Source organism: Bartonella sp. AP20NXHL (assembly GCF_042196165.1).
Lineage (GTDB): Bacteria > Pseudomonadota > Alphaproteobacteria > Rhizobiales > Rhizobiaceae > Bartonella.
The window spans coordinates 82,421-106,866 of the sequence record NZ_JBHIPV010000007.1 but is presented as its reverse complement, the minus strand read 5'-3'; the positions used below and the strand labels follow the sequence as shown (position 1 = coordinate 106,866).

The 24,446-nt window shown below is 37.1% G+C and carries 23 protein-coding genes; 6 read left to right on the top strand and 17 right to left on the bottom strand.

Features of this window, described 5'->3' with window-relative positions; all coding sequences use genetic code 11:
- The first annotated feature begins 92 nt into the window (after window positions 1–92).
- On the top strand, window positions 93–1,100 hold the full coding sequence (gene cobT, locus ACFILL_RS05675; protein ID WP_375637612.1) for a nicotinate-nucleotide--dimethylbenzimidazole phosphoribosyltransferase: 1,008 nt from the start codon (window positions 93–95) through the stop codon (window positions 1,098–1,100).
- A gap of 26 nt (window positions 1,101–1,126) precedes the next feature.
- Here the strand turns inward: cobT and ACFILL_RS05670 are convergent, their stop codons facing one another.
- The 7 genes from ACFILL_RS05670 to topA all read right to left on the bottom strand — a co-directional run bounded on the left by ACFILL_RS05670 (window position 1,127) and on the right by topA (window position 9,815).
- Window positions 1,127–1,618, bottom strand: coding sequence for an Lrp/AsnC family transcriptional regulator (locus ACFILL_RS05670; RefSeq protein ID WP_015856433.1), 492 nt, complete (start codon window positions 1,616–1,618; stop codon window positions 1,127–1,129).
- Window positions 1,619–1,639: 21 nt separating this feature from the next.
- Window positions 1,640–2,269 (bottom strand): uracil-DNA glycosylase family protein, encoded by a 630-nt coding sequence (locus tag ACFILL_RS05665; protein WP_375637613.1) that lies wholly within the window; start codon window positions 2,267–2,269, stop codon window positions 1,640–1,642.
- A 28-nt stretch (window positions 2,270–2,297) separates the two neighbouring features.
- The gene (locus ACFILL_RS05660) at window positions 2,298–2,861 is read right to left on the bottom strand and encodes a thermonuclease family protein (RefSeq protein WP_375643410.1); all 564 of its coding nucleotides are present in this window, start codon (window positions 2,859–2,861) and stop codon (window positions 2,298–2,300) included.
- 331 nt (window positions 2,862–3,192) lie between these two features.
- Window positions 3,193–3,360 carry a 50S ribosomal protein L33 gene (gene rpmG / locus ACFILL_RS05655; RefSeq protein ID WP_004864083.1) on the bottom strand — a complete coding sequence of 56 codons (168 nt, stop codon included), beginning with the start codon at window positions 3,358–3,360 and terminating at the stop codon, window positions 3,193–3,195.
- A 102-nt stretch (window positions 3,361–3,462) separates the two neighbouring features.
- Entirely contained in the window at window positions 3,463–4,635 is a 1,173-nt protein-coding gene (locus ACFILL_RS05650; RefSeq protein WP_273791015.1) for an MFS transporter, read from the bottom strand.
- Window positions 4,636–4,961: 326 nt separating this feature from the next.
- On the bottom strand, window positions 4,962–7,238 hold the full coding sequence (rnr, locus tag ACFILL_RS05645; protein ID WP_375643411.1) for a ribonuclease R: 2,277 nt from the start codon (window positions 7,236–7,238) through the stop codon (window positions 4,962–4,964).
- A 3-nt stretch (window positions 7,239–7,241) separates the two neighbouring features.
- A complete protein-coding gene (gene topA, locus ACFILL_RS05640; protein ID WP_273791017.1) occupies window positions 7,242–9,815 on the bottom strand; it encodes a type I DNA topoisomerase in 2,574 nt (857 codons plus the stop codon).
- A 261-nt stretch (window positions 9,816–10,076) separates the two neighbouring features.
- Between topA and ACFILL_RS05635 the strand changes: the two genes are divergently transcribed.
- Window positions 10,077–10,283, top strand: coding sequence for a hypothetical protein (locus ACFILL_RS05635; protein WP_005773510.1), 207 nt, complete (start codon window positions 10,077–10,079; stop codon window positions 10,281–10,283).
- On the opposite strand, the gene dprA is transcribed toward ACFILL_RS05635, so the two are convergent.
- Genes dprA through ACFILL_RS05615 form a run of 4 tightly spaced genes read right to left on the bottom strand, consistent with a single transcriptional unit; the run spans window position 10,213 to window position 14,309 of the window.
- Entirely contained in the window at window positions 10,213–11,445 is a 1,233-nt protein-coding gene (dprA, locus tag ACFILL_RS05630; protein ID WP_375643413.1) for a DNA-processing protein DprA, read from the bottom strand. The two genes, ACFILL_RS05635 and dprA, sit on opposite strands and share 71 nt — an antisense overlap.
- The gene (plsY, locus tag ACFILL_RS05625; RefSeq protein WP_375643414.1) at window positions 11,402–12,034 is read right to left on the bottom strand and encodes a glycerol-3-phosphate 1-O-acyltransferase PlsY; all 633 of its coding nucleotides are present in this window, start codon (window positions 12,032–12,034) and stop codon (window positions 11,402–11,404) included. The genes dprA and plsY overlap by 44 nt, the downstream gene beginning before the upstream one ends.
- A gap of 11 nt (window positions 12,035–12,045) precedes the next feature.
- Window positions 12,046–13,347 carry a dihydroorotase gene (locus ACFILL_RS05620; protein ID WP_375643415.1) on the bottom strand — a complete coding sequence of 434 codons (1,302 nt, stop codon included), beginning with the start codon at window positions 13,345–13,347 and terminating at the stop codon, window positions 12,046–12,048.
- Entirely contained in the window at window positions 13,344–14,309 is a 966-nt protein-coding gene (locus tag ACFILL_RS05615) for an aspartate carbamoyltransferase catalytic subunit (RefSeq protein WP_375631119.1), read from the bottom strand. The genes ACFILL_RS05620 and ACFILL_RS05615 overlap by 4 nt, the downstream gene beginning before the upstream one ends.
- Before the next feature lie 125 nt (window positions 14,310–14,434).
- Between ACFILL_RS05615 and ACFILL_RS05610 the strand changes: the two genes are divergently transcribed.
- Window positions 14,435–16,054: an acyl-CoA dehydrogenase family protein gene (locus ACFILL_RS05610; protein ID WP_273791022.1), complete on the top strand. Its 1,620-nt coding sequence runs from the start codon at window positions 14,435–14,437 to the stop codon at window positions 16,052–16,054.
- On the opposite strand, the gene ruvX is transcribed toward ACFILL_RS05610, so the two are convergent.
- A complete protein-coding gene (gene ruvX / locus ACFILL_RS05605) occupies window positions 16,039–16,518 on the bottom strand; it encodes a Holliday junction resolvase RuvX (RefSeq protein ID WP_375625758.1) in 480 nt (159 codons plus the stop codon). The two genes, ACFILL_RS05610 and ruvX, sit on opposite strands and share 16 nt — an antisense overlap.
- A 147-nt stretch (window positions 16,519–16,665) precedes the next feature.
- On the opposite strand from ruvX, the gene gatC reads away from it, so the two are divergent.
- The gene (gatC, locus tag ACFILL_RS05600) at window positions 16,666–16,953 is read left to right on the top strand and encodes an Asp-tRNA(Asn)/Glu-tRNA(Gln) amidotransferase subunit GatC (RefSeq protein ID WP_273791024.1); all 288 of its coding nucleotides are present in this window, start codon (window positions 16,666–16,668) and stop codon (window positions 16,951–16,953) included.
- A gap of 31 nt (window positions 16,954–16,984) precedes the next feature.
- Window positions 16,985–18,469, top strand: coding sequence for an Asp-tRNA(Asn)/Glu-tRNA(Gln) amidotransferase subunit GatA (gene gatA, locus ACFILL_RS05595; protein WP_375631121.1), 1,485 nt, complete (start codon window positions 16,985–16,987; stop codon window positions 18,467–18,469).
- 95 nt (window positions 18,470–18,564) lie between these two features.
- Here gatA and ACFILL_RS05590 read toward each other — a convergent pair whose 3' ends face one another.
- From ACFILL_RS05590 to ACFILL_RS05570, 5 genes are all read right to left on the bottom strand, one after another.
- Window positions 18,565–19,275 (bottom strand): ABC transporter ATP-binding protein, encoded by a 711-nt coding sequence (locus ACFILL_RS05590; RefSeq protein WP_273791026.1) that lies wholly within the window; start codon window positions 19,273–19,275, stop codon window positions 18,565–18,567.
- Window positions 19,262–20,044: an ABC transporter ATP-binding protein gene (locus tag ACFILL_RS05585; protein ID WP_375643417.1), complete on the bottom strand. Its 783-nt coding sequence runs from the start codon at window positions 20,042–20,044 to the stop codon at window positions 19,262–19,264. The genes ACFILL_RS05590 and ACFILL_RS05585 overlap by 14 nt, the downstream gene beginning before the upstream one ends.
- On the bottom strand, window positions 20,041–21,099 hold the full coding sequence (locus ACFILL_RS05580; protein WP_375643418.1) for a branched-chain amino acid ABC transporter permease: 1,059 nt from the start codon (window positions 21,097–21,099) through the stop codon (window positions 20,041–20,043). Before ACFILL_RS05580 ends, ACFILL_RS05585 begins: the two co-directional genes overlap by 4 nt.
- Window positions 21,099–22,175: a branched-chain amino acid ABC transporter permease gene (locus tag ACFILL_RS05575; protein ID WP_273791029.1), complete on the bottom strand. Its 1,077-nt coding sequence runs from the start codon at window positions 22,173–22,175 to the stop codon at window positions 21,099–21,101. The genes ACFILL_RS05580 and ACFILL_RS05575 overlap by 1 nt, the downstream gene beginning before the upstream one ends.
- 114 nt (window positions 22,176–22,289) lie before the next feature.
- Window positions 22,290–23,423 (bottom strand): ABC transporter substrate-binding protein, encoded by a 1,134-nt coding sequence (locus ACFILL_RS05570; RefSeq protein WP_273791030.1) that lies wholly within the window; start codon window positions 23,421–23,423, stop codon window positions 22,290–22,292.
- A gap of 323 nt (window positions 23,424–23,746) precedes the next feature.
- On the opposite strand from ACFILL_RS05570, the gene ACFILL_RS05565 reads away from it, so the two are divergent.
- Entirely contained in the window at window positions 23,747–24,322 is a 576-nt protein-coding gene (locus ACFILL_RS05565) for a cold-shock protein (protein WP_273791031.1), read from the top strand.
- Window positions 24,323–24,446 lie beyond the last annotated feature (124 nt).

Below are 24,446 nucleotides of genomic sequence, written 5' to 3'. Positions count from 1 at the left end.
TTTAAAGCACTGTTAAAAAAACAATAAATTATTCATATCCTGTATATATGACGGGATTTTCATAAACATTGTAGATTTTAAAAGGTATCCTTATGACCGCTAGTCCATTTGATGATTTTCGTGCTTTGCTTACAAATTTACCTGTTGCTGATGAGTTTTCTATAATTTTGGCAAAAAAACGGCAAAAAGACTTAACAAAAGAGCAAGGAACATTAGGAAAACTAGGAGATATTGCTGTTTGGTATGCGGGGTGGAGGGGTACAGAAAAACCTATCGTAACGAGACCTTTGGTCGCTATTTTTTCTGGAAATCATGGTATTGTAGAGGAGAATATTACACCATTTCCACAATCTATGACACAAAAAATGGTAGAAAATTTTGCCTCTGGTGGAGCTGCTATCAATCAAATTTGTATTGCTTATGATCTTGGATTAAAAATATTTGATTTAGCATTAGAATATCCAACAATGAATATTACGAAGGATGCCGCAATGGATGAGCGGAGTGCGGCTGCTACAATGGCATTTGGAATGGAATCCATTGCGGGTGGAACAGATCTTTTATGTATTGGAGAAATGGGAATTGGAAACACAGCAATAGCTTCAGCTTTATGCTTAGCATTGTTTGGAGGGGAAGTGGAAGAATGGACAGGAAATGCTATGGAATCAGAAGGTGATTTTTATCAGCGTAAAATTGCAGCGGTTAAGACAGCTATTTCTTTGCACAAGGATTATTTCAATGATCCTTTTGAGATAATGCGTCGCTTAGGAGGACGTGAAATTGCTGCTATGGTTGGTGCTATTTTAGCAGCAAGAATAGAAAAAATACCCGTTATTTTAGATGGTTTTGTGGCAACAGCAGCTGCAGCGGTCCTTTATAAAATGCATCCAAAAGCTCTTGATCATACCCTTGTTGGACATGTTTCTTCTGAGACAGCTCATCGTAAACTTTTAAAAAAAATTGGCAAAGAACCACTTCTAGATTTGGGGATGCGTCTTGGTGAAGGGACAGGAGCAGCTATGGCAGCTGGTATTGTCAAAGCTGCTGTTTTAACACATGCACAAATGGTCGTTTTTCAACAAGAAAGTTTGAATGCCTAAAAGATCATGAGACGGATATAAAAATCTTAAGAGTTTTGTTCATGCGTCTTGTCGTGTAATTTAATATAATTAAGTGGAAGTTCCGTTGTATATTTAATCTGTTCCATTGCGAAAGAAGATGAGACATCACGGATATCAATTTTAGAAATTAATTTTTTATAAAAAAGATCATAAGCCTCAATGTTGGGCACAACAACACGCAATAAATAGTCAATATCTCCACTCATTCGATAAAATTCAATGACTTCACGGAATTCTTGCACAATTTTTGAAAAACGCTTAAACCATTCATGACTATGTGTGTTTGTGCGAATAGACACAAAAACAGTGACGTGTGCGTTTACTTTTTCAGGAGAAAGAACAGCAACACGACGCTGAATGACGCCATCTTCTTCAAGTTTTTGAATTCTACGCCAGCAAGGAGTGGTCGAAAGTCCCACTTTTTTAGCAATATCAGCAACAGAAAGTGTCGCATTTTCTTGCAAAAGATGTAAAATTTTTCGGTCAAGACGATCCATATTTATTCTCAATATTTTAATTTATAAAAATTTACGCACTAAACAACGCAGATATACAATAAGCTCATCATTAAACCATGGATTTTTCTGTAACCAAGAAGTATTTCGCCATGATGGATGAGGCAAAGGCATAACATTATAGCCTCGAGGTTGGGGAATGGAAAGAATATTTCTCCAATCACCAACAGTTGCAGAAACGGTTTTATATTTTAATTCTGTAATGTGCCACTTTTGCGCATAACTGCCAATAGCAAGAACAAGCTTTATTTGAGGCATCGCTTGAAATATCTTTTCATGCCATATTTCTCGACATTCACGTCTTGGTGGTAAATCAGCTTTATTTTTGTCATAGCCTGGAAAACAAAATCCCATAGGAACAATAGCAAAAAGAGATCTATTATAAAATTCTTCTTTCGTGACACCCAGCCAATTACGCAATTTTTCGCCAGAACGATCATTAAAAGGGATAGAAGTTTCATGGACACGCAACCCTGGTGCTTGGCCTGCAATTGCAATCGAAGCGGTATCGGATAAATAAACGACAGGGTTTGGTTCATGAGGAAGAGGAGGAAAATAATGGGGTTGTTGGACGCAAACACGACAGGAATAGATCTCTTTTTCAAGTTTGATAATTTGGCTACATTGTTTCATTGGTAAATAAAATTAAAAAATATTTTTCTTATTCTGTGCGAGGATTTGCTTTGCGCCATTCTTTTGGTCGTTGAAAACTTGATGCCCATATTCCTTTCTTTTTCTTTCTAGCTTCTTGCTCTTCTTTAGGATATTCATAATAATTTACAGCCCAACCATTATGTACAAGTGTTGCGTTGATATTGCTAACTTGTTTTGTTTTACATGTTGCAAGAATACGGCGATATTTATCTGTTTTTTGCCAGTGACATGTAACAGTTTGATTTTTTAATAGTTTTTCTAAATATTTTTTTGCCTCAAGCCCACAAGGGTAGCGCGTTTCTTTTTTTCCACAAAATTGGTGGAGTTCAGGAGCATCAATTCCAGCTAGTCGAATCTTAATTGAAGAAATCATAATGGTATCGCCATCAATGATTAATGCATTTCCTTCAACAGTGTTTTGAGAAGAAAATTTTTCTTTTTGAGGCAACAGCTGAGTTTTCTTAAAATAAGTTGACATAATGATAAGAATGCTAGCAGCGACAAAAATACTGAAACCGATAACTTTTAGATTAAAGCTTCTTAGATTAAAATGAGAAAAAGATTTTTTCATGAAATAAAGAAACTGCTAACATTATTATAACTCTATTTTAGTATTGTTTATAATTGACCCGAGAAACTTTATTCATATGACGAAACAGTGTTTCGTTTTAATGACAAAATTTTCATTAGATATCACAATAATCAAATACTCATACAGAATATATGTAAGCAACTTAAATAATAAATCAACTTATCCAAATCCGTACAAAACATACAAAGTTTAAAGTAAACTTTTTAAACTTAAGGAAATAAAAAAACACCCCTCAAAAAATAACTTTGAAGAGCAATACTCCAACATTTCTTTTGGAGTATAAAATCTATCAATTTAATAATAATTTTATTTATTTAATTTTTGTTTCTTTAAATTCAACGTGCTTTTTTACAACTGGATCATATTTACGCTTGCTCATTTTATCTGTCATTGTACGGCTGTTTTTCTTTGTTACATAGAAAAAACCAGTATCTGCAGTTGATAAAAGCTTGATCTTAATGGTTGCTGCTTTAGCCATAATGTAAATACCCTATTTATACTGAAAAAATATTATTTCTGTCAAAACTTATTTCCGACATCATCAGATTTTCCGGCAACACTACGGATGTTCTCAAAAAAGTCAAGAGCTGATTAATTTTCTCATAAGTTGGACAAACACCAAAATGACATATAAACCGAAAAAAACAGCCATGGCTATTGAAAAACCAAAGGGTTTAAAGATATCCATGGATTTTCCGATAAAGGTCGGTCCGATGAGCATACCAATTCCATAACAAAAAATAAAAGCAGAATTAGCAGCAGCAAGCTCTTGCCCCTTGAGACGGGCTCCTAAATGTGCAAGACTAATTGTATAAAGGCTCGCTGATACACCACCCAGAAAAAACAAATCAAGCATCAGAATCCATGGATATTGAAGAATCCATGGTACTATAAAAGTTCCTATAAAACCTAAAATAGCGCAACTCATCAGCGGGTAGCGTCGATCTTTGGCGTAGTCGCTTATAATGCTGATAGGAATTAAGAGGAAAATATTCCCAAGTGCAAGGGTTGCCATAAAATGTGCTGCTTCATTCTCATTATAACCAATGGATAAACTAAAGGGTATTATAAGAGTTAATACGCCCATTTGAATGGCCCCGTAAACAAGGACCGCCATCATTGCACTTGGAACGTGAAAAAGATAACGAAAAAATGGCATATATTGATTTTTTTGAAATTCTGGACTTAATTTCCAAGCGGTAAGAATTGGTATAGTAGCAAGTATAATAAGGCTATATCCAACAGCAAAAGGAATAAATCCTTGTGTTCCCACTTTTGCTAGCAGCGTTAGACCTATTATAAACCCTAATCCTAAGACAATAGCATAAATAGAAAGGATCAAACCGCGTTTTTTGGGGGGAGCATAACTGTTGATCCAAAACTCTGATAGGATAAACATAACTGTCATGCTGAAATGTAATATAAACTTTAAAATAAACCAAATCCATATGGGATCAAAAAAATAGAATCCTAAAAAACTTAAAGATCCTATCGCCATCATAAGCAATATTGTTTGAGCGATTCCTAAGCATAAGGCAATTCGAGACGTAAAAATAGCTGCAATAATTGTGGCGATTCCACCAACTGTTCCACTATAGCCGATTGTACTGTTGGAAAGTCCTTTCTCTGCCATAAGAAGAGAGACAAGTTGTGTTCCCATTGCCAATGCTGTTCCAACAGTGCCAATGGTTGCAATAGCGGCAATAATTGCACGCAAAGAATTATTTTGAGAGTCAAAAGGTTTTTTTTTCATGAGAATGGCTTAAGGTACTCTTGTTTATTTAAACATGGCTTAAGGTACTCTTGTTTATTTAAACATGGCTTAAGGTACTCTTGTTTATTTAAACAATGAAAAGATGAGCTGAAATGAAAGGGAGCCAAAACTATCCTTTGCAGTTTCTCTCATTTTCTAAGTATAAAAAACTGCAAGATTTTTATATGGTTATTATAGACTTAATAATAAAATTTATCCTCTTGTATACTAAAGAAAGAAGATTGTACATATAAATATTATATAATATAAGTCATTTCTTAAATTGAATTTATTATTCATATTATATTCAATGGAGGGCAAGAAGCTTAATTTTTTCTTTTCCCATAAAAAGTATACTTTTGTTTTTTTAATTTGTTTTTATGGTAGGATGTCGGTAAAAATTTTATTGGACGAGGTTTTGTTAACAGTTCAAAGCATAAAGCGCCAGCAAAAGGTTGTACCGTTATAAGTTTTACTTCTACAACATCACTGAGCTGATAGCCTTTATGGCTACGCTGTCCTACAAGAACATGTTGTGCTTCATCAAAATGATAATAATCATTTTTAAGTGTAGAAATATGGACAAAACCATCTGTATTGAGTTTATCAAGTGAGATAAAAAGACCTGCTTTTATAACTCCGGAAATGCGGCCTGTAAAAATACGACCGATTTTATTCGTTAAATAGTGAGCAACAAGCCGATCAATCGTTTCTCTTTCAGCCATCATTGCACGGCGTTCGTATAAAGAAACTTGCGTAGCAATTTCTGCAAGATTTTGTTCTTGTGTATCTGTTAATTGATCATTTCCTAATTTGAGAGCTTTAATGAGTGCTCGATGAATAATGAGATCAGCATAACGACGGATTGGTGATGTAAAATGTGTATAGTTCTGCAAATTCAAACCAAAATGGCCACTATTTTTAGGGTTGTACTCTGCTTGTGATTGTGAACGCAAAATAACTTGATTGACTAGTTCTTGTTGTTGAGTATGAGCGACCTTTTCTAAAATTCTATTAAGGCGCGCTGAGGTAAGTTCGCTTCCGCGGGAGAGTGGTATCCCCAAACTTTGAAGAAAGCTCCGAAGTATTTCTTGCTTAGCAAGAGAAGGTTTTTCATGAATACGATAAATGAGCGGCTGGTGATGTTGTTTTAATGTTTCAGAAGCTGCAATATTAGCTTGTATCATAAACTCTTCAATTAAACGATGCGCTTCTAATTGTGTTTCACTCACAACATCTTTTATGCATCCATTTTGATCAAGAATAATCTTTTTTTCTGCAATTTCTAATTCTAGTGGTTGGCGACGATTTCTCGCAGCTTTAAGGCATGCATAGGCTTCCCATAAGGGGTGCAAAATGCTCTCAAAAAGAGGGGTTATTTTTTCATTTATATTACCTTCAATTGCCAATTGTACTTCTTGATAAGAAAGTTTGGCTCTTACACGAATCATAGTACGATGAAAACTATGTTTTCGTTTATTACCGTTTGCATCAAAAATCATACGAACGGCTAAAGCTGGTCTTTCTTTTCCTTCACGAAGAGAACATAAATCATGAGAAAGGCGTTCAGGTAACATTGGCACAACGGTATCGGGAAAATAAACAGAATTTCCACGTTTCAATGCTTCTTTATCTAAAGCGCTTCCTGTTTTGATATAGTAAGAAACATCTGCAATGGCCACAATAATAATCCAACCATCATTATTTGCTGGGTCTTTATCCTTGGTTGCATAAACTGCATCATCATGGTCTTTTGCATCTGGTGGATCAATTGTAATAAAGGGTAATTGTCGCCAATCTTCACGATTATCCATATTGGCAGCTTTGATATGTTTGGCTTGCTCAAGAACACTTTCAGGAAAAATATAAGGAATTCCTTTCGAAAGAAGCGCTATCATTGAGAGTGTTTTCTCACTCTTAATGTGCCCTAAAACATTCTTTATTTTTGCGCTCTTTAATCCGTAACCAGTATTTTTTTTTATTTCGACTTCAACGAGATCACCAATTTGAATCTTCATTTCTGGAGACATTTCAACAATGAGTTCATTGGTTTTGCGGTCTATAGGATCAAGGCGCCATTGATTATTTTCCAATTTTCGTACAATAGCAAATGCGCTTTTGGGAGATACATCAATTTTACGAATAATTCGTCCCGTATAAGGATAGCTTGAGCTTTCAGAATTTTTATTTCGAAAAACTTTTACAAGAATATGATCTCCAACACCAATATTACTTCCTGTTATGTGATGAAAAGAGTGTATTTCAATATTGGGCTTTGGAGAATCTTCCCATTCAAGAGGTTGTGCAATAAAACTTCCATCTTTATCACGTCCGCTAATTTTTACTAAAGAAACAGGGGGTAATTTTCCTTTGTTAATTGCTCTTTTGTGGTGTTTAGATATGAGATTTTGATCCTTTAACTCACGTAACATATCTCTAAGCCAGATACGAGAATCGCCTTTTAAGTTAAAAGCTTTAGCGATTTCTCGTTTACTTGAGTGGTTAGGATTCTCAATTATAAAGGAAAGGATTGCTTCCTTATTGGGAAAAGTTTTCCCCTTGAATGAAGAGAGATATTTTATGTTTTTTTCACCTTTAGCCAAAATTTATGTCTCTTTTATTTTTGCTTTTGTTTTAGAAGAAGCTCTTTTTGAAGTTGTTTTTTTACTCGATGCTTTAGCCGATATAAGTTCTAGTGCCTCTGGAAGTGTTACACTAATGGGATCTTTATCTTTTGGCAATGTTGCATTAATTTTACCCCAATTGACATAAGGACCATAACGCCCGTTGCGCACGGTAATGGTTCCTCCTTCTGGATGCTCTCCTAATGTTGCCAATGCTTCAGGTGTTGTTCTGCTTTGCTTGGTTTTGTTTTCTTGTTGTTCTGCCAATACTGTAACAGCGCGATTGATACCAATATCAAAAACTTCATCTGCATGAAGAAGGCGCGCAGATTTTCCGTTATGGCTAAGGTAGGGACCATATCGTCCAATCGTAGCCGTGATTATTTTTCCAGTTTCAGGATGAATGCCAATTTCACGGGGAAGGGATAGTAAAGCCAAGGCTTTATCAAGGGTTACATTTTCTGCCTGCCACTCTTTTGGTAGTCCTGCACGCTTAACTTCTTTGCTTTCACCAAGTTGAATATAGGGTCCAAACCGGCCATTGCGAAGAGAGATATCTTTTCCTGTTTCAGGGTCAATACCAAGTATAACAGGTTCATCATTGCGTACAGCTTCATTATCTTCTCCAGTATCTGTACCAAGTTGGCGTGTGTATTTACATTCGGGATAATTGGAACAGCCAACAAAAGCACCATAACGACCGAGTTTTAATGATAATTGACCATTTTTACAAAGAGGACAGGAACGCACATCACTTCCATCTTCGCGTTCAGGAAAGGCGAGAGGTGCTAATGTTACATTTAAAACATCAAGGACATTGGTTATACGGAGTTCTTGGATATTGCTAATAGATGCATTAAATCCATCCCAAAAATCCCTTAAGACGTCTTTCCAAGAAAGTTTGCCGTCAGATATAAGATCCAGCTTTTCTTCAAGATCTGCTGTGAAACCATATTCTACATAGCGATTAAAGAAATTTTCAAGAAAGGCCGTAACAATACGTCCCTTAGCATCGGGAATAAGCTTTCGTTTATCAATGACAATATATCCACGGTCACACAATGTCGCCAATGTGGAGGCATAAGTAGAAGGACGACCAATTCCTAACTCCTCAAGCTTTTTAATTAATGAAGCTTCAGAATAACGAGAAGGGGGCTCTGTGGTATGTTGTACGGATTCAACTTTTTCTTTTGTAAGTGCTTCACCAGTGTTTATTTGTGGTAAACGTGTTGTTTCATTTTCTTCATTATTTTCTTCGTCTCGTTGATCCGTGTAGACGGAAATAAAGCCATCAAAGCGAATAACAGATCCTGTTGCTCGTAGATTTGCACGGTTTTCTCCTTGCTGTGCTTCAATTTCAACGGTTGTACGTTCAATGTCAGCAGAACGCATTTGGCTGGCAATAGCACGCTTCCATATCAGCTCATAGAGCTTTGCTTGATCGCTATCGAGAAAATTACGGACTTGACTAGGATTGCGTTGAAAATCTGTTGGACGGATCGCTTCGTGTGCTTCTTGTGCATTTTTTGCCTTTGTTGAATAAAAACGTGGTTTTTCAGGAATATAGTCTTTACCGAAAGTTTCATGAATAACTTTTCGTGCTGAATCAATAGCTTCTGGTGCTATTTGCACACCATCGGTACGCATATAAGTAATCAGCCCTGCCGTTTCACCATTAATTTCAATGCCTTCATAAAGCTTTTGGGCAATTTGCATAGTGCGAGAAGCTGAAAATCCTAATTTTGAAGAAGCTGCTTGTTGTAGTGTGGAGGTTGTAAATGGAGGAAAAGGATTTCTCTTTGTAGGTTTTGCTTCAACACTGAGTGTATGATATTGGGCTTGCTCCAACATAAGGCGAATTTGGTCTGCTTGTTCTTGAGATTGAATATCAAGCTTGCCTATTTTTCTTTGATTAAACATTGTCAATCTTGCTTGGAAACTATCATTTCGGATGGTTTTTAACTGTGTTGTAATGGACCAATAATCTTCTTTGATAAAATGTTCTATTTCTGATTCACGATCACAAATAATACGCAAAGCAACCGATTGAACGCGTCCTGCTGAACGGGCACCAGGAAGTTTCCGCCATAAAACAGGTGAAAGTGTAAAACCAACGAGATAATCAAGAGCGCGACGTGCAAGATAAGCATCTACAAGTGATGTATCAATATCACGTGGATTGTTCATAGCATCAAGCACAGACTTTTTGGTGATGGCATTGAAGACAACTCTTTTAATAGGTTTATCTTTTAAAACTTTTTTTTGACGGAGAACATCCAGAATATGCCATGAAATAGCTTCCCCTTCACGATCAGGGTCTGTTGCTAATATAAGGCTATCGGCTTCTTTAACGGCTTTTGCTATTTCATTTAAACGTTTAGCGGCAGCAGAATCTATATCCCATTTCATAGAAAAATCTTGATCCGGTAAAACAGAACCATCTTTTGCAGGCAAATCACGAACATGTCCAAATGATGCGACAACTTTGTATTGAGATCCAAGATATTTATTAATTGTTTTTGCTTTTGCTGGAGATTCAACGATAACGATATTCATAATTTTACCCAAATATTGAAATAAAAATTTTTTTATAAACGCCTTTTACGCGAATAGCTAATGCCAATTGCTTAAGAGCACATAAAAAAATATTAGCCATATAAAAAACATGAATATTGTACAACTTATGATTGTCATTATTAGAATACACCCTATATAGAATTACACGATTTATTTTCCACTGTTATTACAAAAACATACGGCGAAATACTAAGACGTCTATTGAGAGGTAGGAGGGGAAATGCTCAAGGATAGAGGATTATGTTTATAAATCATTTAAAAGTTATCCAATATATTACAGACATGTCAAAGCAAATGAATCAGATGGCGCGTCAGGCGCATAGTCCGCTTTTAGCATTGCTTTTGGATATGGTTGCCAAAGAAGGGCAAAGCATTATTAATAGTGCTGAGGCTCTTGGGGAAGATCAAGATTCGACAATGACACACAACCACCAGAGTGTCGAATAAGCTTTCCAGCAAGGTCGAGTTCTACCAACAAGAGGTAGAGAGCTGGGAGTGAAACACCTGAGTGGATACTAAGTGTGTCTAAATCGATTGGCGTTGTTGAAAGAGCGGAGAGAACTGCTGCACGTGCTGCATTGTCATCTGCTGAAGAGAGACCGCTGTTTTTTTCATCTGCTAAATTAAAATTCTCCTTTTCAAGTTGTAAAGAGGATGGTTCCTCAAAAAAATTGAGTTGCGAATTTGGAAGCGGTGAAATTAATGGCGTAAGTGTTTCTATAATGTCAGAAGGATGTGTGGTGAGTAGAGCACCGTCTTTGATAAGATTGTTTGTACCAACAGATCTTGGATCAAGTGGAGAACCGGGAATGGCAAAAATTAACCGTCCCATTTCAGCTGCTTGACGTGCGGTAATTAAGGACCCTGAGCGCAGGGCTGCCTCTACAACCAAGAGACCAAGTGATAGAGCTGCAATAATACGGTTTCTTCTTGGAAAATCGATAGCACGCGGCTTCCAAGAAATGGGCATTTCGCTGATGATGGCCCCACCGTTGGCGATAATATCTTCGTGCAACTTTTTATTTTCAGGAGGATAGATATGATCAATTCCTCCAGCCATGACTGCAACAGTTCCTGTTTTTAAACTTGCTTGATGCGCAACGCTATCAATTCCACGAGCGAGACCAGAAATTGTTACAAAGTCTGCTTCTCCGAGAAAATGCGCAAATTGAGCCGTAAGCTTTTTCCCAGCAGCTGAAGCATTTCGAGAACCTATAATTCCAATAGAAGTTTTTTGAAAAATTGAAATATTACCTTTGATAGCAATAAGCGGCGGAGGGGCTTCTGTAACCTTAAGAAAAGCTGGATAGTCTGGTTCGCCCACACCGATGAACCGAATATCTAATCTTTCAGCTTCTTGCATTTCTTTTTCTGCATCTTCTAAGCTTGCTATTTTTATAGATACAGAACCACCACCTTTTCTACTAAGCTCTGGCAGCGCTGCCAGAGCATTTTCTGCTGTTTTATAATGATCAATGAGATTGCGAAAACTAACAGCTCCAATATTTTCACTGCGCAATAACCGTAACCAACTTAGACGTTGACGATCAGTAAGCAGGATTCCTTTATTTATCTCCGTGTTGCGTACCAATCTTACTTTCTTCCCCAATTAATAATCTACTGATATTTGCAGAATGTTTTATAAACACAAATACGCTCATCACAATCAGCATACAATAGAAATAAGAAGCGGAAAAATAAAAAACAAATATCGGTGTGATCGTAACAGCAATAAGCGCAGATAATGAAGAATAACGCATGAGAAGAAAAATCGTTATCCATACAATAATAAAAATAATTGCTGCGGGCCAATAGATTCCTAAACAGACCCCTAGATAGGTAGCAACACCTTTGCCACCTTTAAATTTAAGCCATACGGGGAAAAGATGTCCTAAGAAAGTAAAAAAACCCGCTAGAGAAACAAGTATACTCTTGTCTAGCGGATTACTAAAAAACTTTATAATCAAAACAACGATAGTTCCTTTTAACATATCACAAAGAAGTGTTAGAGCAGCAAGCTTTTTATTTCCTGTTCGTAAAACATTTGTTGCTCCAATATTGCCGGAACCGATTGTTCTTATATCACCAATTTTGAAGAATCTCGTAAAAAGAAGACCAAATGGAATCGAGCCAATGAGATAAGATATGAGGAAAATAAACCATGGAGTGGACTGAAAAAATATTTCTGCTTCATTCATTAAGAATCTCATTAAGTTTGTTGATCAAGTTTAAAAACGGATTTCCCTTTCACAAAGGTCTGGAGCACACGTCCTTGAAAACGTGCATTATCAAAAGGGGTATTTTTTGAACGTGAATAGAGCTTCTCTTTCGAAACAACCCATGGTTCTTCAAGATCAACCACAATAAAGTCTGCATGAGTACCTTTTTTGAGTGTTCCTGCATTGAGTCCAAAGAGCTTTGCAGGCGCCGTTGACAAAAGTTCCGTTATCCGTAGAAGAGATAGGCTATCATCATGATAAAGGCGTAAGGCTGCGCTCAATAAGGTCTCCATACCAATAGCGCCAACTGCCGCGTCATTAAATGGTAAATGTTTTTTGTCGATACTCTGAGGATCATGAGAAGAGACAATAACATCTACAGTCCCATCCTTTATTGCTTCAATCATTGCTATACGGTCTTCTTCTGTACGCAATGGGGGCATTAAGCGAAAAGAGGTGCGATATTCACCAATGTCATTTTCATTGAAAGATAAATGATTAATAGATACACCCGCTGAAATTTTCTCACTGCGTTTTTTACCTAAACGAAGTGCATCAGCAGAGAGTGCTGTCGATATTTGAGCGGCATGATAGCGTGTTTGCGTTAATACTGCTAATCGCAGATCTCTTTCAAGTGGAATAACTTCTGCTTCGCGAGGGATGCCAGAAAGACCAAGCCAACTGGCAAGCAGTCCTTCATTCATCACACCTTGCCCTGTAAGATCTTTATCTTGCGTTTCATGCATCAATGGAACATCAAAATCGCGTGCATAAGTCATTGCACGCCGCATAACAGATGAATTTTGAAGTGTTTTTTTGCCTTCACTAAAAGCAACGGCTCCTGCATCTTTGAGCAAACCAAATTCGGTTATTTCTTGTCCGTTGAAACCTTGTGTGATTGAAGCAACGGGATAAATATTGACCAATGAGATTTCCTGTGCTGTATGCGTAATAAATTTAATCAGAGCAATATTATCAATAACTGGATGCGTGTTTGGCATCATAAGAAAGGAAGTAATACCACCTGCTGCGGCCGCTTGACTTGCTGATGCAATTGTTTCACAATGCTCATTCCCTAATTCTCCAACAAAAACGCGCGCATCAACGAGTCCAGGGAGAATTGCTTTGTTTTGTGCGTTAATAACTTCTGCTTCTTCAGGGAATCCCTGATTCAGAGCTTCTTTTCCAGCGGCTATAATTCGTCCATTTTCAACAATAACTGTACCAATTTCATCGATTGTGCGCGAAGGATCAATAATACGAGCATTTTGAAAAACAATTGGTTTTATCATTTTTTTTCTCCACTGATCTTTGCGCGTGAATCTAATAAAGCCTCCATGACAGCCATACGCACTGCAATTCCCATTTCTACTTGTGTATGAATCATACTTTGTGGTCCATCTGCTATGTCGGATGCAATCTCTACACCACGGTTTAATGGGCCAGGATGCAGAATAATAGAATCATTTTTGGCATAGGCTAAATTTTCTTTATGTAAGCCAAAATAATGGAAATATTCACGCGTAGAGGGAATAAAAGAGCCTGTCATCCGTTCATGCTGTAAGCGCAACATCATGATAACGTCAGCATTTTTAAGACCTTCTTTCATCGTGTTAAAAACCTCAACACTCATATGAGCGATTTCTGCGGGTAAGAGTGTTGAGGGAGCAACAGCACGAACACGAGCACCCAAAGCATTAAGACACAAGATATTGGAACGGGCAACACGTGAGTGTAAGATATCTCCGCAAATCGCAACAGTTAATCCTTCAATACGACCTTTTGCCCTTTTAATGGTTAGAGCATCTAATAAAGCTTGGGTTGGATGTTCATGAGCACCATCACCTGCATTAATAACACAACAATCAACTTTTTGCGCTAATAAAGCTGCCGCTCCTGCACTGTTATGGCGAAAAACCAGTATATCTGGCTTCATTGCATTGAGAGTTGTAGCTGTATCAAGTAATGTTTCTCCCTTTTTTACAGATGAGTTGCCGATCGCAAGACTCATCACATGTGCACCTAGCCTTTTACCCGCTAATTCAAAAGAAGATTGTGTTCGCGTAGAGGCTTCAAAAAAGAGATTAATTTGAGTCCGTCCATGCAAAGTAGATTTTATTTTATCAATTTTGTTAGAAAGGATAACATTTGCTTCTGCACGATCAAGCAATGTATTAAGATCTTGTACACTCAGATCTTTAATAGCTAAAAGATGTTGATGAGGGAAAAGTGGAAAAAAATTATCTTGAATCATAGCATTCTTCTTTATCTCTCTCTAAACAGGTTAAACAAGCATTTGTTTGAATATGATAAATGTTTCTTAACTCTAAAAAGACAAATAGTCTATGATATGAATGATTTGAATGTAGGAATATACCTATGAGTGCTGTATCTGCGCAAAATACTCGTCGAAAAAATACATTTCTTAGTGATACGCTTATGTTTCGTATTGCTTCTACTTTGCCTAAGTTTTTGTTAGCAAGTTTTGAAGAAATAGGGGATTTTGCCGCGAGTCGAGAAGCATGGAAACTTTCTTGCTTAGCGAATCATTATAAGCCTTTATTATGCTATAATGATGAATGGGGGCAACCAACGGAAAAATTAGAGATCCATTCTTCCTATCAAGCTCTTCAACAATATTCTAGACAAGCAGGTTTGGTTACCTCACTTTGGGAAAATGCGAGTTCAGAAAATGGAGTACGCTATCAAGCGCGTGCGATTCGTTTAGCTTTATCTGCTGGTTTAGAAACAGGACATTTGAATGAAGTTATCATAACGAGTGCAGCTATTGCTGTTTTAATTAGTGATATTGAGCTCTTCAAAAAATGGCAAAATGTACTTTTATCACGCCAATATGATTCTTCATCAAAGCCTATTCATCATAAAAAGGCTGCTTCTCTAACTTGTGCATTTGACGATATTGAAAAATACGCTTTCAATTTTCCAAGTGTTAAGAAAATTTCTTTCGATGAAAGTATGGAACGTGATCTATATCGTTTAAATGTTGTAAAAACCAATGTTATTAATCCTACCGCTGACGGATATCTTGTTAGTGCAGATTTAAATGGTCATTTAAGTTGTTTTTTTATTCCACGCATACAAGAAAATGGCGCATTAAATGGATCTATATCGATTCGTCATTTAATTCAGCGTTCTGGAGAACTTTTAACACCAGAGGGGGTTGTCGATTTCCAAGGCAGTTATGGCTGGCTTTTGGGAAATGCTGGAGAAGGGCTTAAAGTTATTAAAGATATCGAGACGATGATGCGTTTCGATCAATCTGTCATATCGGCAGGTGTTTTACGAGCGGCTCTTCAATTTGGTATAGATTTTTTCCGGAAAAAAATGCCCAATCAGCCTTTACCTCCACTGACAGAACGTATTTTTGCAGATATTGCATTAGATATAGCTGCCTCACAAGCATTGGTTTTGCGTTTAGCGAGAGCATTTGACAATGCAGCAAATGACCGTTCTGAAGCCGCTTTTGCCCGTATTATGACACCTATTATTGCTTATCATGTAAGTCAATTGGTTGTGCCTATTATTGGTGAAATTATTGCACAACTTGGTATTGAAAGTTTTATAGAGAATAATCCATTATCACAAATGTTGCATAATGGGCCTGCGCGAATTGTGAGAAATAGTTCTGCTAATCAATTGGTAAAGGATGCCATTCTTATTGCTGAAAAAGCACCGGGATTGTTTCAGAAATTGTTGGAAAAAATTGCTCTTGATATTGGGCCAGCGGGACCCCGAGCAATTGAAATCATTAAGTCAGCAGGTGATATGGCATCGGCAAATGAAGGTGCAGGAAGGTTTTTTGTTGAACAGGTAGCTTATGCAGCAGCAGCAGCAGCATTACGTTCTACAGACATAGAACATGTTGCAAATGCCTATATGGAAAGCCGCCTTGGGGGACAATGGAGATCTTCTTACGGGATGCTCATTGCACGATATAATGCAGGGCATTTGCTCAATGTCCTCTATCCTTCCATATGATGAAAGTGTTGAATTCTATTGAGAGCACCTTGCAATATAAAAGCGGCGGCTGCCGAATCAATACGGCTTGCTCTTTTAGCGCGCGATACATTCATTTCTAAAAGAGACCGTTCCGCAGCAATTGTTGATAAACGTTCGTCCCAAAAAACAAATGGAATTTTTGTATAAGCTTTCATATTGCTCACAAAAGCTCTGGTTGCTTGAACACGAGAGCCACTGCTTCCATTCATGTTAAGAGGTAAGCCAATGATAATAACGCCTACATTTTCACGGTCAAAAATTTTAATAAGTGTGTAAGCATCTTCTGTAAATTTTTTTCGCTGTAGTACAGGACGTGGATTTGAGACAGTCAGCCCCATATCAGAAATGGCAATTCCGATAGTTTTTGTCCCTAAATCTAAGCCTGCTATTGTTTGTTTAGGCAAAAGATGTGTTATAACTTCATCTATATTAATAACAGTCATAAGGGGATAATACGTTTTTTAATGTTTCAGATCTATAGTTATATTCTTTATTCATGTTATCTAATATTCTTGCACTTACAAGTGCAGCCTTGTATAGCCAGAATAAAGATCAATAAATAAACAAAAAAGCAGAAAGGCGTAAAGAGTATGTCTGTTGATCAAGAGACAGTCAAGCGGATAGCACATTTAGCAAGGATTGCCCTCCACGATGATGAGATAGAACCTGTGACAAAAAAATTCAATGCTATTTTAGGTTTTGTAGAACAATTGAATGAAGTTGATGTCAGTGGAATTGAGCCATTAACATCTGTGATGCCAATGACTCTACGAATGCGTGAAGATAGTGTTACAGATGGTGATAAAGCAGCAGATATTGTAGCCAATGCTCCTGTTACAGAAGAAAATTTTTTTCTTGTCTCAAAAATTGTTGAGTAATTTTTTATATTTTTGAAATTTGAGAACCAATATGACTGATTTAACAACCCTCACAATTGCGCAAGCTCGTGATGCTTTAACAAAGAAAAATCTCAAAGCAACAGAATTAACGGAAGCTTATTTACAAGCAATAGAATTAGCTAATCCAATTTTGAATGCTTATGTAACAATAACAGCAGAACAGGCAATGAAAATGGCTGCTGAATCAGACAGTCGCTTAGCGAAAGGGCAGGGAGGGCTTTTAGAAGGAATCCCCTTGGGGATTAAAGATCTTTTTGCAACCTATGGTGTTCATACTCAAGCCTGTTCACATATCCTTGATGGTTTTAAACCGCACTATGAATCAACTGTCACAGCTAATTTATGGCAAGACGGTGCTGTGATGTTAGGAAAACTTAATATGGATGAGTTTGCTATGGGCTCATCCAACGAAACATCATATTATGGCCCCGTTATTAGTCCATGGAGAAAAAAAGGCTCGAATGAAAAACTCGTACCCGGTGGTTCATCGGGAGGATCTTCTGCCGCTGTTGCTGCACAAATTTGTGCTGGGGCAACAGCAACAGATACAGGTGGCTCAATACGTCAACCAGCAGCTTTTACTGGAACTGTAGGAATAAAGCCAACTTATGGACGTTGTTCGCGATGGGGCGTTGTCGCGTTTGCTTCATCTCTTGATCAAGCTGGACCTGTTGCCAGAGATGTTCGTGATTGTGCTATCTTACTCAGATCAATGGCCTCTTTTGATGAAAAAGATTCTACTTCCGTCAATTTACCAGTTCCTGATTATGAAAGTTATCTTGGTCAATCAATCAAAGGAATGAAAATAGGTATTCCAAAAGAATATCATGTGGATGGAATGTCTCCAGAAATTATTGAGCTTTGGCAAAAAGGAATAAATTGGTTAAAAGAAGCAGGTGCTGAGATTAAGGATATTTCTTTGCCTCATACAAAATATGCTCTACCTTCTTATTACATTATAGCTCCTGCAGAAGCTTCTTCTAATTTAGCGCGTTATGATGGTGTGCGTTTTGGTTTGCGCATGCCTGGAAAAGACATCATTGAGATGTATGAAAATACACGTTCTGTTGGTTTTGGTAATGAAGTTAAGCGGCGTATTTTGGTTGGGACTTATGTCCTTTCATCTGGTTATTATGATGCCTGTTATCTAAGAGCTCAAAAAGTAAGAACACTCGTAAAACGTGATTTTGATCAATGTTTTGCTTCGGGCATTGATGCTATTTTGACACCAGCAACACCAACACCTGCTTTTGGTATTGCTGATGAAAAAATAAAAACTGATGCTGTAGCAATGTATCTTAATGATATTTTTACTGTACCAGTCAATATGGCTGGTTTACCAGGAATTTCTGTTCCTGCTGGTCTGTCATCAAATGGTTTACCTCTAGGATTGCAATTGATTGGTAAACCTTTTTCTGAAGAAGTCATTTTTCAGATAGCGCATATTATTGAACAAGAAGCAGGAATATTCAGTGCAGAAAAATGGTGGATGTAATAGTCAAAATTCACAAAGGAGCATTTCTCATCCTTAATGAGAAATGCTTTTTTAAAGGTGGAGGGAATGAGCTCTATTTCCTTAATTCGTAGTCTTTATCCACCAAGATAGGCTTCTTTAACACGCGAATCAGAGAGCATAGTTTTTCCTTCACCGTGAAATAAAATATGTCCTACCTCTAAAATATAAGCATAGTCAGCTATGGAAAGTGCAGCAAATGCATTTTGTTCAATAAGAAGAACAGTTTTTCCCATATCATTAATTTTTCGAATAATAGAAAAAATTTCTCGAACGAGAAGTGGCGCTAACCCCAACGAGGGTTCATCTAATATGACCATATCAGGATTGCTCATGAGTGCACGGCCCACAGCAACCATCTGTTGTTCACCACCTGACATTGTTCCTCCCAACTGTTTTGCTCTTTCACGTAGGCGCGGAAAAAGGTCAAATATCCATTCAATATCACGGGAAATTCCCTGCTTATCGTGACGAATATAAGCACCTAGATGAAGATTCTCTAAAACAGTGAGATGGGGCATGATACGTCGTCCTTCAGGACTTAGAGCAATCCCTAATCGCAAAATCTCTTCTGGTGATTTTTTAATAATAGATTTGCCATTATAGGTAATTTCTCCATAAACAGAGCGATTAAGTCCTGTAATAGAACGTACAATACTGCTTTTTCCTGCACCATTGGCTCCAATTAAAGTGACAATACTGCCCCGCTTTATGGACATAGAAAGATTTTGGACAGCTTTAATGGCGCCATAATGAACGTAAAGATTTTTTATTTTAAGAATATCCATAAACATCTCCGCCAAGATAAGCTTCAATAACTTTAGGGTTATTACGAATTTCATCTGGTGTACCATTGGCAATGCAACAGCCATATTCCATAACCCAAATATGTTGGCAAAGCCCCATAACCACTTTCATATCGTGCTCAATAAGAAGAATTGTAAGATCAAAGTCTTTTTGCACTTTTGCGATGAATTTTCTAAGATCTTCACTTTCTTGTGGGTTCATGCCAGCAACAGGTTCATCAAGAAGAAGCAATTTGGGCTTTGTGGCTAACGCGCGTGCAATTTCTAGACGTCGTTGCACACCATAAGGTAAAGCTGTTGCCGATTGATTGGCAAGGTGATCAAGTTGTAGCTGTTCAAGGAGCTCCAAGGAATTTTTATAAACTTCCTTCTTTTCTTTCATTGCTTTTGAAAAAAATAGAGCTGAAGAAAACCAAGGATATTTTTGTCGAACATGCGCTCCTACCATAACATTCTGCAAAACCGTTAACCCTGAAAAAAGACGAATATTTTGAAATGTTCTGGCAATATGGCTTCTACAGATAATATAAGGAGACGCTCCAGAAATTTTTTTCTCATCAAAAAGAATGATGCCGCTTGTAGGAGCATAAAATCCAGAAATCATATTGAAAACTGTTGTTTTTCCAGCACCATTGGGACCAATTAACCCAGTAATACTTCCTCGTTTAATTGCCATATTAACATTATTTACAGCAACTAATCCGCCAAAACGCATTACAATATTATTGAGTGAAAGGATGTTGTCGTTCATAGCTTTCCCTCAGTATTAGAAAGCTTTTTGCGTGTCAAAAAGCTATAAATTCCATTCCATGAGAATTCTCGTTGTCCCATTAACCCTTTTCTCCAAAACAAGATAATTACCAGCAATAAAAGAGAAAAAACAACCATACGAAGTCCTGGGGTTTCTGGAATATGTATAAAACCTAAGTCAAATGGACTTTCAATAATACGAAGCCATTCAAGCATTACTGTAATAATAATGCTGCCAATAATGCTCCCTGTAATTGAACCGAGACCACCAGCAACAACAATCATCAAAATATTAAAAGTCAAAAGAAAATTAAACATTTTTGGATCAATGGTTGAAATAAGAGCCGCCATTAATGCGCCACCTATACCTGCAAAAAACGCTCCAACAGTAAAAGAAAAACTACGGTAGAAAAAAGCGTTAATTCCCATAGTTTTCGCAGCTATTTCATCATCACGGATAGCACGTAATACGTTACCAGTATTGCTTTGCAGTAAGAGGAAAATAAAGAGAACAGTAAATGCTAGCCAACCGTAGTTCCACCATAATGTTGCATTTTGAGGTATTCCTTTGATTCCCAAAGAGCCATTTGTGAGCGATGTTGCGTTCGTAATGACAATGCGAATAATTTCTGCAAAACCTAATGTTGCAATTCCAAGATAATCACCACCAAGACGCAATATTGGTAAAGCAATCAATAAACCTACAACTGCAGCACACAAACCACTTACAACAACAGCGATAAAAAAAGGTAACTGTAAATGGTATAATGGTTCAGCAATAGGATCAAGAATCCACATCATTTCTTTTTGTTCAGGGGAAAGAAGTAAAATTGCGCAAACATAAGCACCAATAGCCATAAATCCAGCATGTCCAAGAGAAAACATACCTGTGAAACCGTAAATCAAATTAAGCGAAATTGCCAATATCGCATTAATAGCAATCAGATTTATGATACGAAGCGTATAGTCATTAAAATGGCTATCAGCATAAAATAAAAAACCTATAAAAACGAAAATACTTATACACGATAAAACAGTTGTCGCTGACTTCGCCATTAGATTTTCTCCTGACTTCTTTTACCCATTAATCCTGTGGGCAATATCAATAAAATCAGAATCAATAAAATGAAAGCGAAGGCATCTCGATATCCAGATAGCGCGGGAAAAAATGCGATAATCATAATTTCAATAAACCCTAATAACAATCCTCCCAACATTGCACCTGGTATCGAACCAATACCTCCGATAACAGCAGCGATAAATGCTTTGAGACCAGGAAGAACACCCATATAAGGCTGAATTTGAGGATAACGTAAAGACCACATAATGCCTGCTATGGCGGCAAGAGCTGAGCCTATTCCAAATGTAAACGCAATAACTTTATTGACAGATACACCCATCAAACGTGTTGTTTCAATATCATGGGAGATTGCGCGCATAGCAAGACCCGGTTTTGTTTTATGGATAATCCATAATAGTAATAAAATAAGAATTAATGACACAAAGGGAACGATCAAAGACATGGGAGCAATTCTGATGATACCATCTGCTCCTGATCCTAGATGCCATAAAAATGGTGTTACAAGAAAATCTGGCTGTTGTACACCTTTCGGAACACCACTAAAGAGTACAGTAGCAAGATTTTCAATAAAAAAAGAAACACCGATTGCACCGATAAGTGCCGAAATGCGCGGAGCATGGCGTAGAGGTTTATAAGCAAATTGATCAACAGCAACACCCACAGCACTTGTAATAAAAATGGAAAAACAAAGAGCTAAAACCCAAATCGGTGTAAAATCTTGTGGGGAAATTTTAAAATAATAAACAAATCCTAGCGCAAGAATTAAAAAAGTAGCAATCCAATAAATTGGAGGACGCCTTTTAAAGCCTATAAAGACCGAATAATAAACAAGAGCAGCAAGGAACAAAAGAAGAAAAGCTGCCCAAGCAGGCATAAAGCCAATTGTGGAAAAGAAAACAAAATATGCTCCCAGCATAAAGATATCACCGTGAGCAAAATTAATGAGTCTCAGTATACCGTAGACCATGGTGTAGCCAATAGCAATAAGCCCATAAAGAGATCCCAATGCCAGTGCATTAAAAAAGTACTGGATGAACATTTCAGTGCTCATCTCTCATCCTTCCACATTTGTTAATTTACATAGGACAATAAGAAATTTCTAAGTTTTTGGTTGAGAAAAAGATCCTCAACCAATTCTTGCATTTTAATAAGTACAACTTTTTAATTAAAAAGCAGGTTTAACTTCTTCTAAATAAACACGTTTTCCATCCTGTATTTTAATGATACCAATAGGAATTTTAGGATTATGATTTTCATCCATTGACATATCCCCAAAGGGGGTAGGAAAATCTTTTAATTGGCTAAGTGCGATAGTAATTTTTTCACGATCAGTGCTACCAGCATTTTCAATAGCCTTCATGAACATCATATAACTCGTGTATCCCAAAACAGAATTGATATTTGGTTCTTTGTCAGGGTAAGCTTTTTTCCATTCTTTTGTGAATTCTTGCGCAGCTACTGACATATTTGGCATATCCTCACTATAGGGAAGTGTCGTATGTAAGAAACCTTCTGCAGCTTTTCCTGCAATCGTAATGGTTTCTGGATTATCCATAGCATCTCCACCCATAATTTGAAACTTAGCCCCTAATTCTCGTGCTTGTTTCATGATGATAGCACCTTCAGAAAAGTAAGATGGAATGAATAAGATATCAGGTTTCTGGGCGATAATTTGCGTGAGAACAGCTGAAAAGTCCTGATCTCCAGAATTATAATTTAAATTTGAGATAACTTCACCACCTAATTTTTTGAAAGCACGCGTAAAATAACTTGCAAGACCAATAGCATAATCGCTTGAAATATCTTTAAGGATAGCAGCTTTTTTTGCGTGTAAAGTTTGGCTTACATAAGTTGCGATTCCTACTCCTTGATAGGAATCAATAAAGCAAGCACGAAAGTAATATTTTTTACCCTGTGTAACAAGGGGACTTGTTGAGGACGTTGCAATGGTTGGAGTCTTTGCCTTTTCAGATATTTCACCACCTGCTAACGAGAGCGAAGAACCATAGCTACCAATGATTCCACTCACTTTTTCACTTGCTGTTAAACGCATAACAGCATTAGCCGCTTCTACTTTATCAGACTTATTATCAATAATAACAAGTTCTACTTTACGTCCTAAAATTTCTGGAACTTTTTTATGGGCTAATTCTATACCTCTAATTTCAAGCTGACCTCCAAATGCATTTTGACCACTTAATGGAAGATAAACACCAATCTTAATAGGTTCACTCGCATAAACATTTGCTGTAAATGCCATAAATGCTGCGATTATCGTAAGGATTTTCTTCAATTGCATTGCGCATTTTCCTTAATTGAATTGTCGTTTTTTCACCTTATATTGAACTTCTTCATCATGCAAGTTACACATTAATCAAAATATCATTATGTAAAAAAACTTTTATATGACCTCTTTTGTAGGGCACTTCTTGTAAGGTATGTAAAGTGTACAATCAAATAGTTTTATAAATATTCATGTTGATATTCTCTGACATGAACATAGAAGATACGACAATGTGGGGAAATCTTATCTTGGGGCTTGCGTGTTGATACAAGAGCAATGTTTACTTAAATCTAGAGAATCAATATCGTACAATTTATAAGCTACAGGATCACGTTATTATGACGAGTAAGGATGCATTAAAGGATTGTTCCCCATCTGAGGATAGTATAGGTGCTTGTGGGGAGATTATCGAAATCAGTGGTGTCATTAAGTGGTTTGATGGTAGTAAGGGGTATGGATTTATTGTACCTGATTTACCTCATTTCCCCGATATATTATTGCATGTTACAGTAATGCGAAGGGATGGTTTTCAAACAGCTTTGGAGGGAGCTAAAGTCATTTGTGCTGTGGAAAAAACTGAACGAGGATTAAAGTGCGTTCAGGTGAAATCCATAGATTGTTCTTCAGCAATTCATCCATCAGAAGTTCCAGCCCGTACCCATGTTGTTGTTACTCCAGAAAGTGGACTAGAACGAGCAATTGTTAAATGGTTTAATCGTGACAAAGGATACGGTTTTCTTAGCCGTGGGCAAGGAACGGAAGATATTTTTATTCATATGGAAACATTGCGCCGTTTTGGTTTAGCAGAGCTTCGTTCCGGTCAAGTTGTTCTTGTACGTTTTGGTAAAGGAGAAAAAGGTTTAATGACAGCAGAGATTTATCCGGATATAGGCATTCCTTTAGCTACGCATTAAATTTCACGAGTGAAATCAGTATGTTTTCTGTATTTTTAAAGGTGATTGTTTCATAAATTGCTATAGAAGTAGATTTTTAAAGAAAATATAGCTCTCGTGAATCTATAAACCAAATGAAGGAAAT

Excerpts from the sequence above, each read along its gene's own strand:
- ACFILL_RS05590 (WP_273791026.1), bottom strand. The coding sequence starts at position 19,275 with ATGGATATTCTTAAAATAAAAAATCTTTACGTTCATTATGGCGCCATT.
- ruvX (WP_375625758.1), bottom strand. The coding sequence starts at position 16,518 with ATGACTGTTATTAATATAGATGAAGTTATAACACATCTTTTGCCTAAA.
- topA (WP_273791017.1), bottom strand. The coding sequence starts at position 9,815 with ATGAATATCGTTATCGTTGAATCTCCAGCAAAAGCAAAAACAATTAAT.
- gatC (WP_273791024.1), top strand. The coding sequence starts at position 16,666 with ATGTCTGTTGATCAAGAGACAGTCAAGCGGATAGCACATTTAGCAAGG.
- ACFILL_RS05585 (WP_375643417.1), bottom strand. The coding sequence starts at position 20,044 with ATGAACGACAACATCCTTTCACTCAATAATATTGTAATGCGTTTTGGC.
- plsY (WP_375643414.1), bottom strand. The coding sequence starts at position 12,034 with ATGAATGAAGCAGAAATATTTTTTCAGTCCACTCCATGGTTTATTTTC.
- ACFILL_RS05665 (WP_375637613.1), bottom strand. The coding sequence starts at position 2,269 with ATGAAACAATGTAGCCAAATTATCAAACTTGAAAAAGAGATCTATTCC.
- ACFILL_RS05615 (WP_375631119.1), bottom strand. The coding sequence starts at position 14,309 with ATGATTCAAGATAATTTTTTTCCACTTTTCCCTCATCAACATCTTTTA.
- ACFILL_RS05660 (WP_375643410.1), bottom strand. The coding sequence starts at position 2,861 with ATGAAAAAATCTTTTTCTCATTTTAATCTAAGAAGCTTTAATCTAAAA.
- ACFILL_RS05565 (WP_273791031.1), top strand. The coding sequence starts at position 23,747 with ATGACGAGTAAGGATGCATTAAAGGATTGTTCCCCATCTGAGGATAGT.
- gatA (WP_375631121.1), top strand. The coding sequence starts at position 16,985 with ATGACTGATTTAACAACCCTCACAATTGCGCAAGCTCGTGATGCTTTA.
- ACFILL_RS05580 (WP_375643418.1), bottom strand. The coding sequence starts at position 21,099 with ATGGCGAAGTCAGCGACAACTGTTTTATCGTGTATAAGTATTTTCGTT.
- ACFILL_RS05635 (WP_005773510.1), top strand. The coding sequence starts at position 10,077 with ATGTTTATAAATCATTTAAAAGTTATCCAATATATTACAGACATGTCA.
- rpmG (WP_004864083.1), bottom strand. The coding sequence starts at position 3,360 with ATGGCTAAAGCAGCAACCATTAAGATCAAGCTTTTATCAACTGCAGAT.
- cobT (WP_375637612.1), top strand. The coding sequence starts at position 93 with ATGACCGCTAGTCCATTTGATGATTTTCGTGCTTTGCTTACAAATTTA.
- ACFILL_RS05620 (WP_375643415.1), bottom strand. The coding sequence starts at position 13,347 with ATGATAAAACCAATTGTTTTTCAAAATGCTCGTATTATTGATCCTTCG.
- ACFILL_RS05575 (WP_273791029.1), bottom strand. The coding sequence starts at position 22,175 with ATGAGCACTGAAATGTTCATCCAGTACTTTTTTAATGCACTGGCATTG.
- ACFILL_RS05670 (WP_015856433.1), bottom strand. The coding sequence starts at position 1,618 with ATGGATCGTCTTGACCGAAAAATTTTACATCTTTTGCAAGAAAATGCG.
- ACFILL_RS05570 (WP_273791030.1), bottom strand. The coding sequence starts at position 23,423 with ATGCAATTGAAGAAAATCCTTACGATAATCGCAGCATTTATGGCATTT.
- ACFILL_RS05650 (WP_273791015.1), bottom strand. The coding sequence starts at position 4,635 with ATGAAAAAAAAACCTTTTGACTCTCAAAATAATTCTTTGCGTGCAATT.
- ACFILL_RS05610 (WP_273791022.1), top strand. The coding sequence starts at position 14,435 with ATGAGTGCTGTATCTGCGCAAAATACTCGTCGAAAAAATACATTTCTT.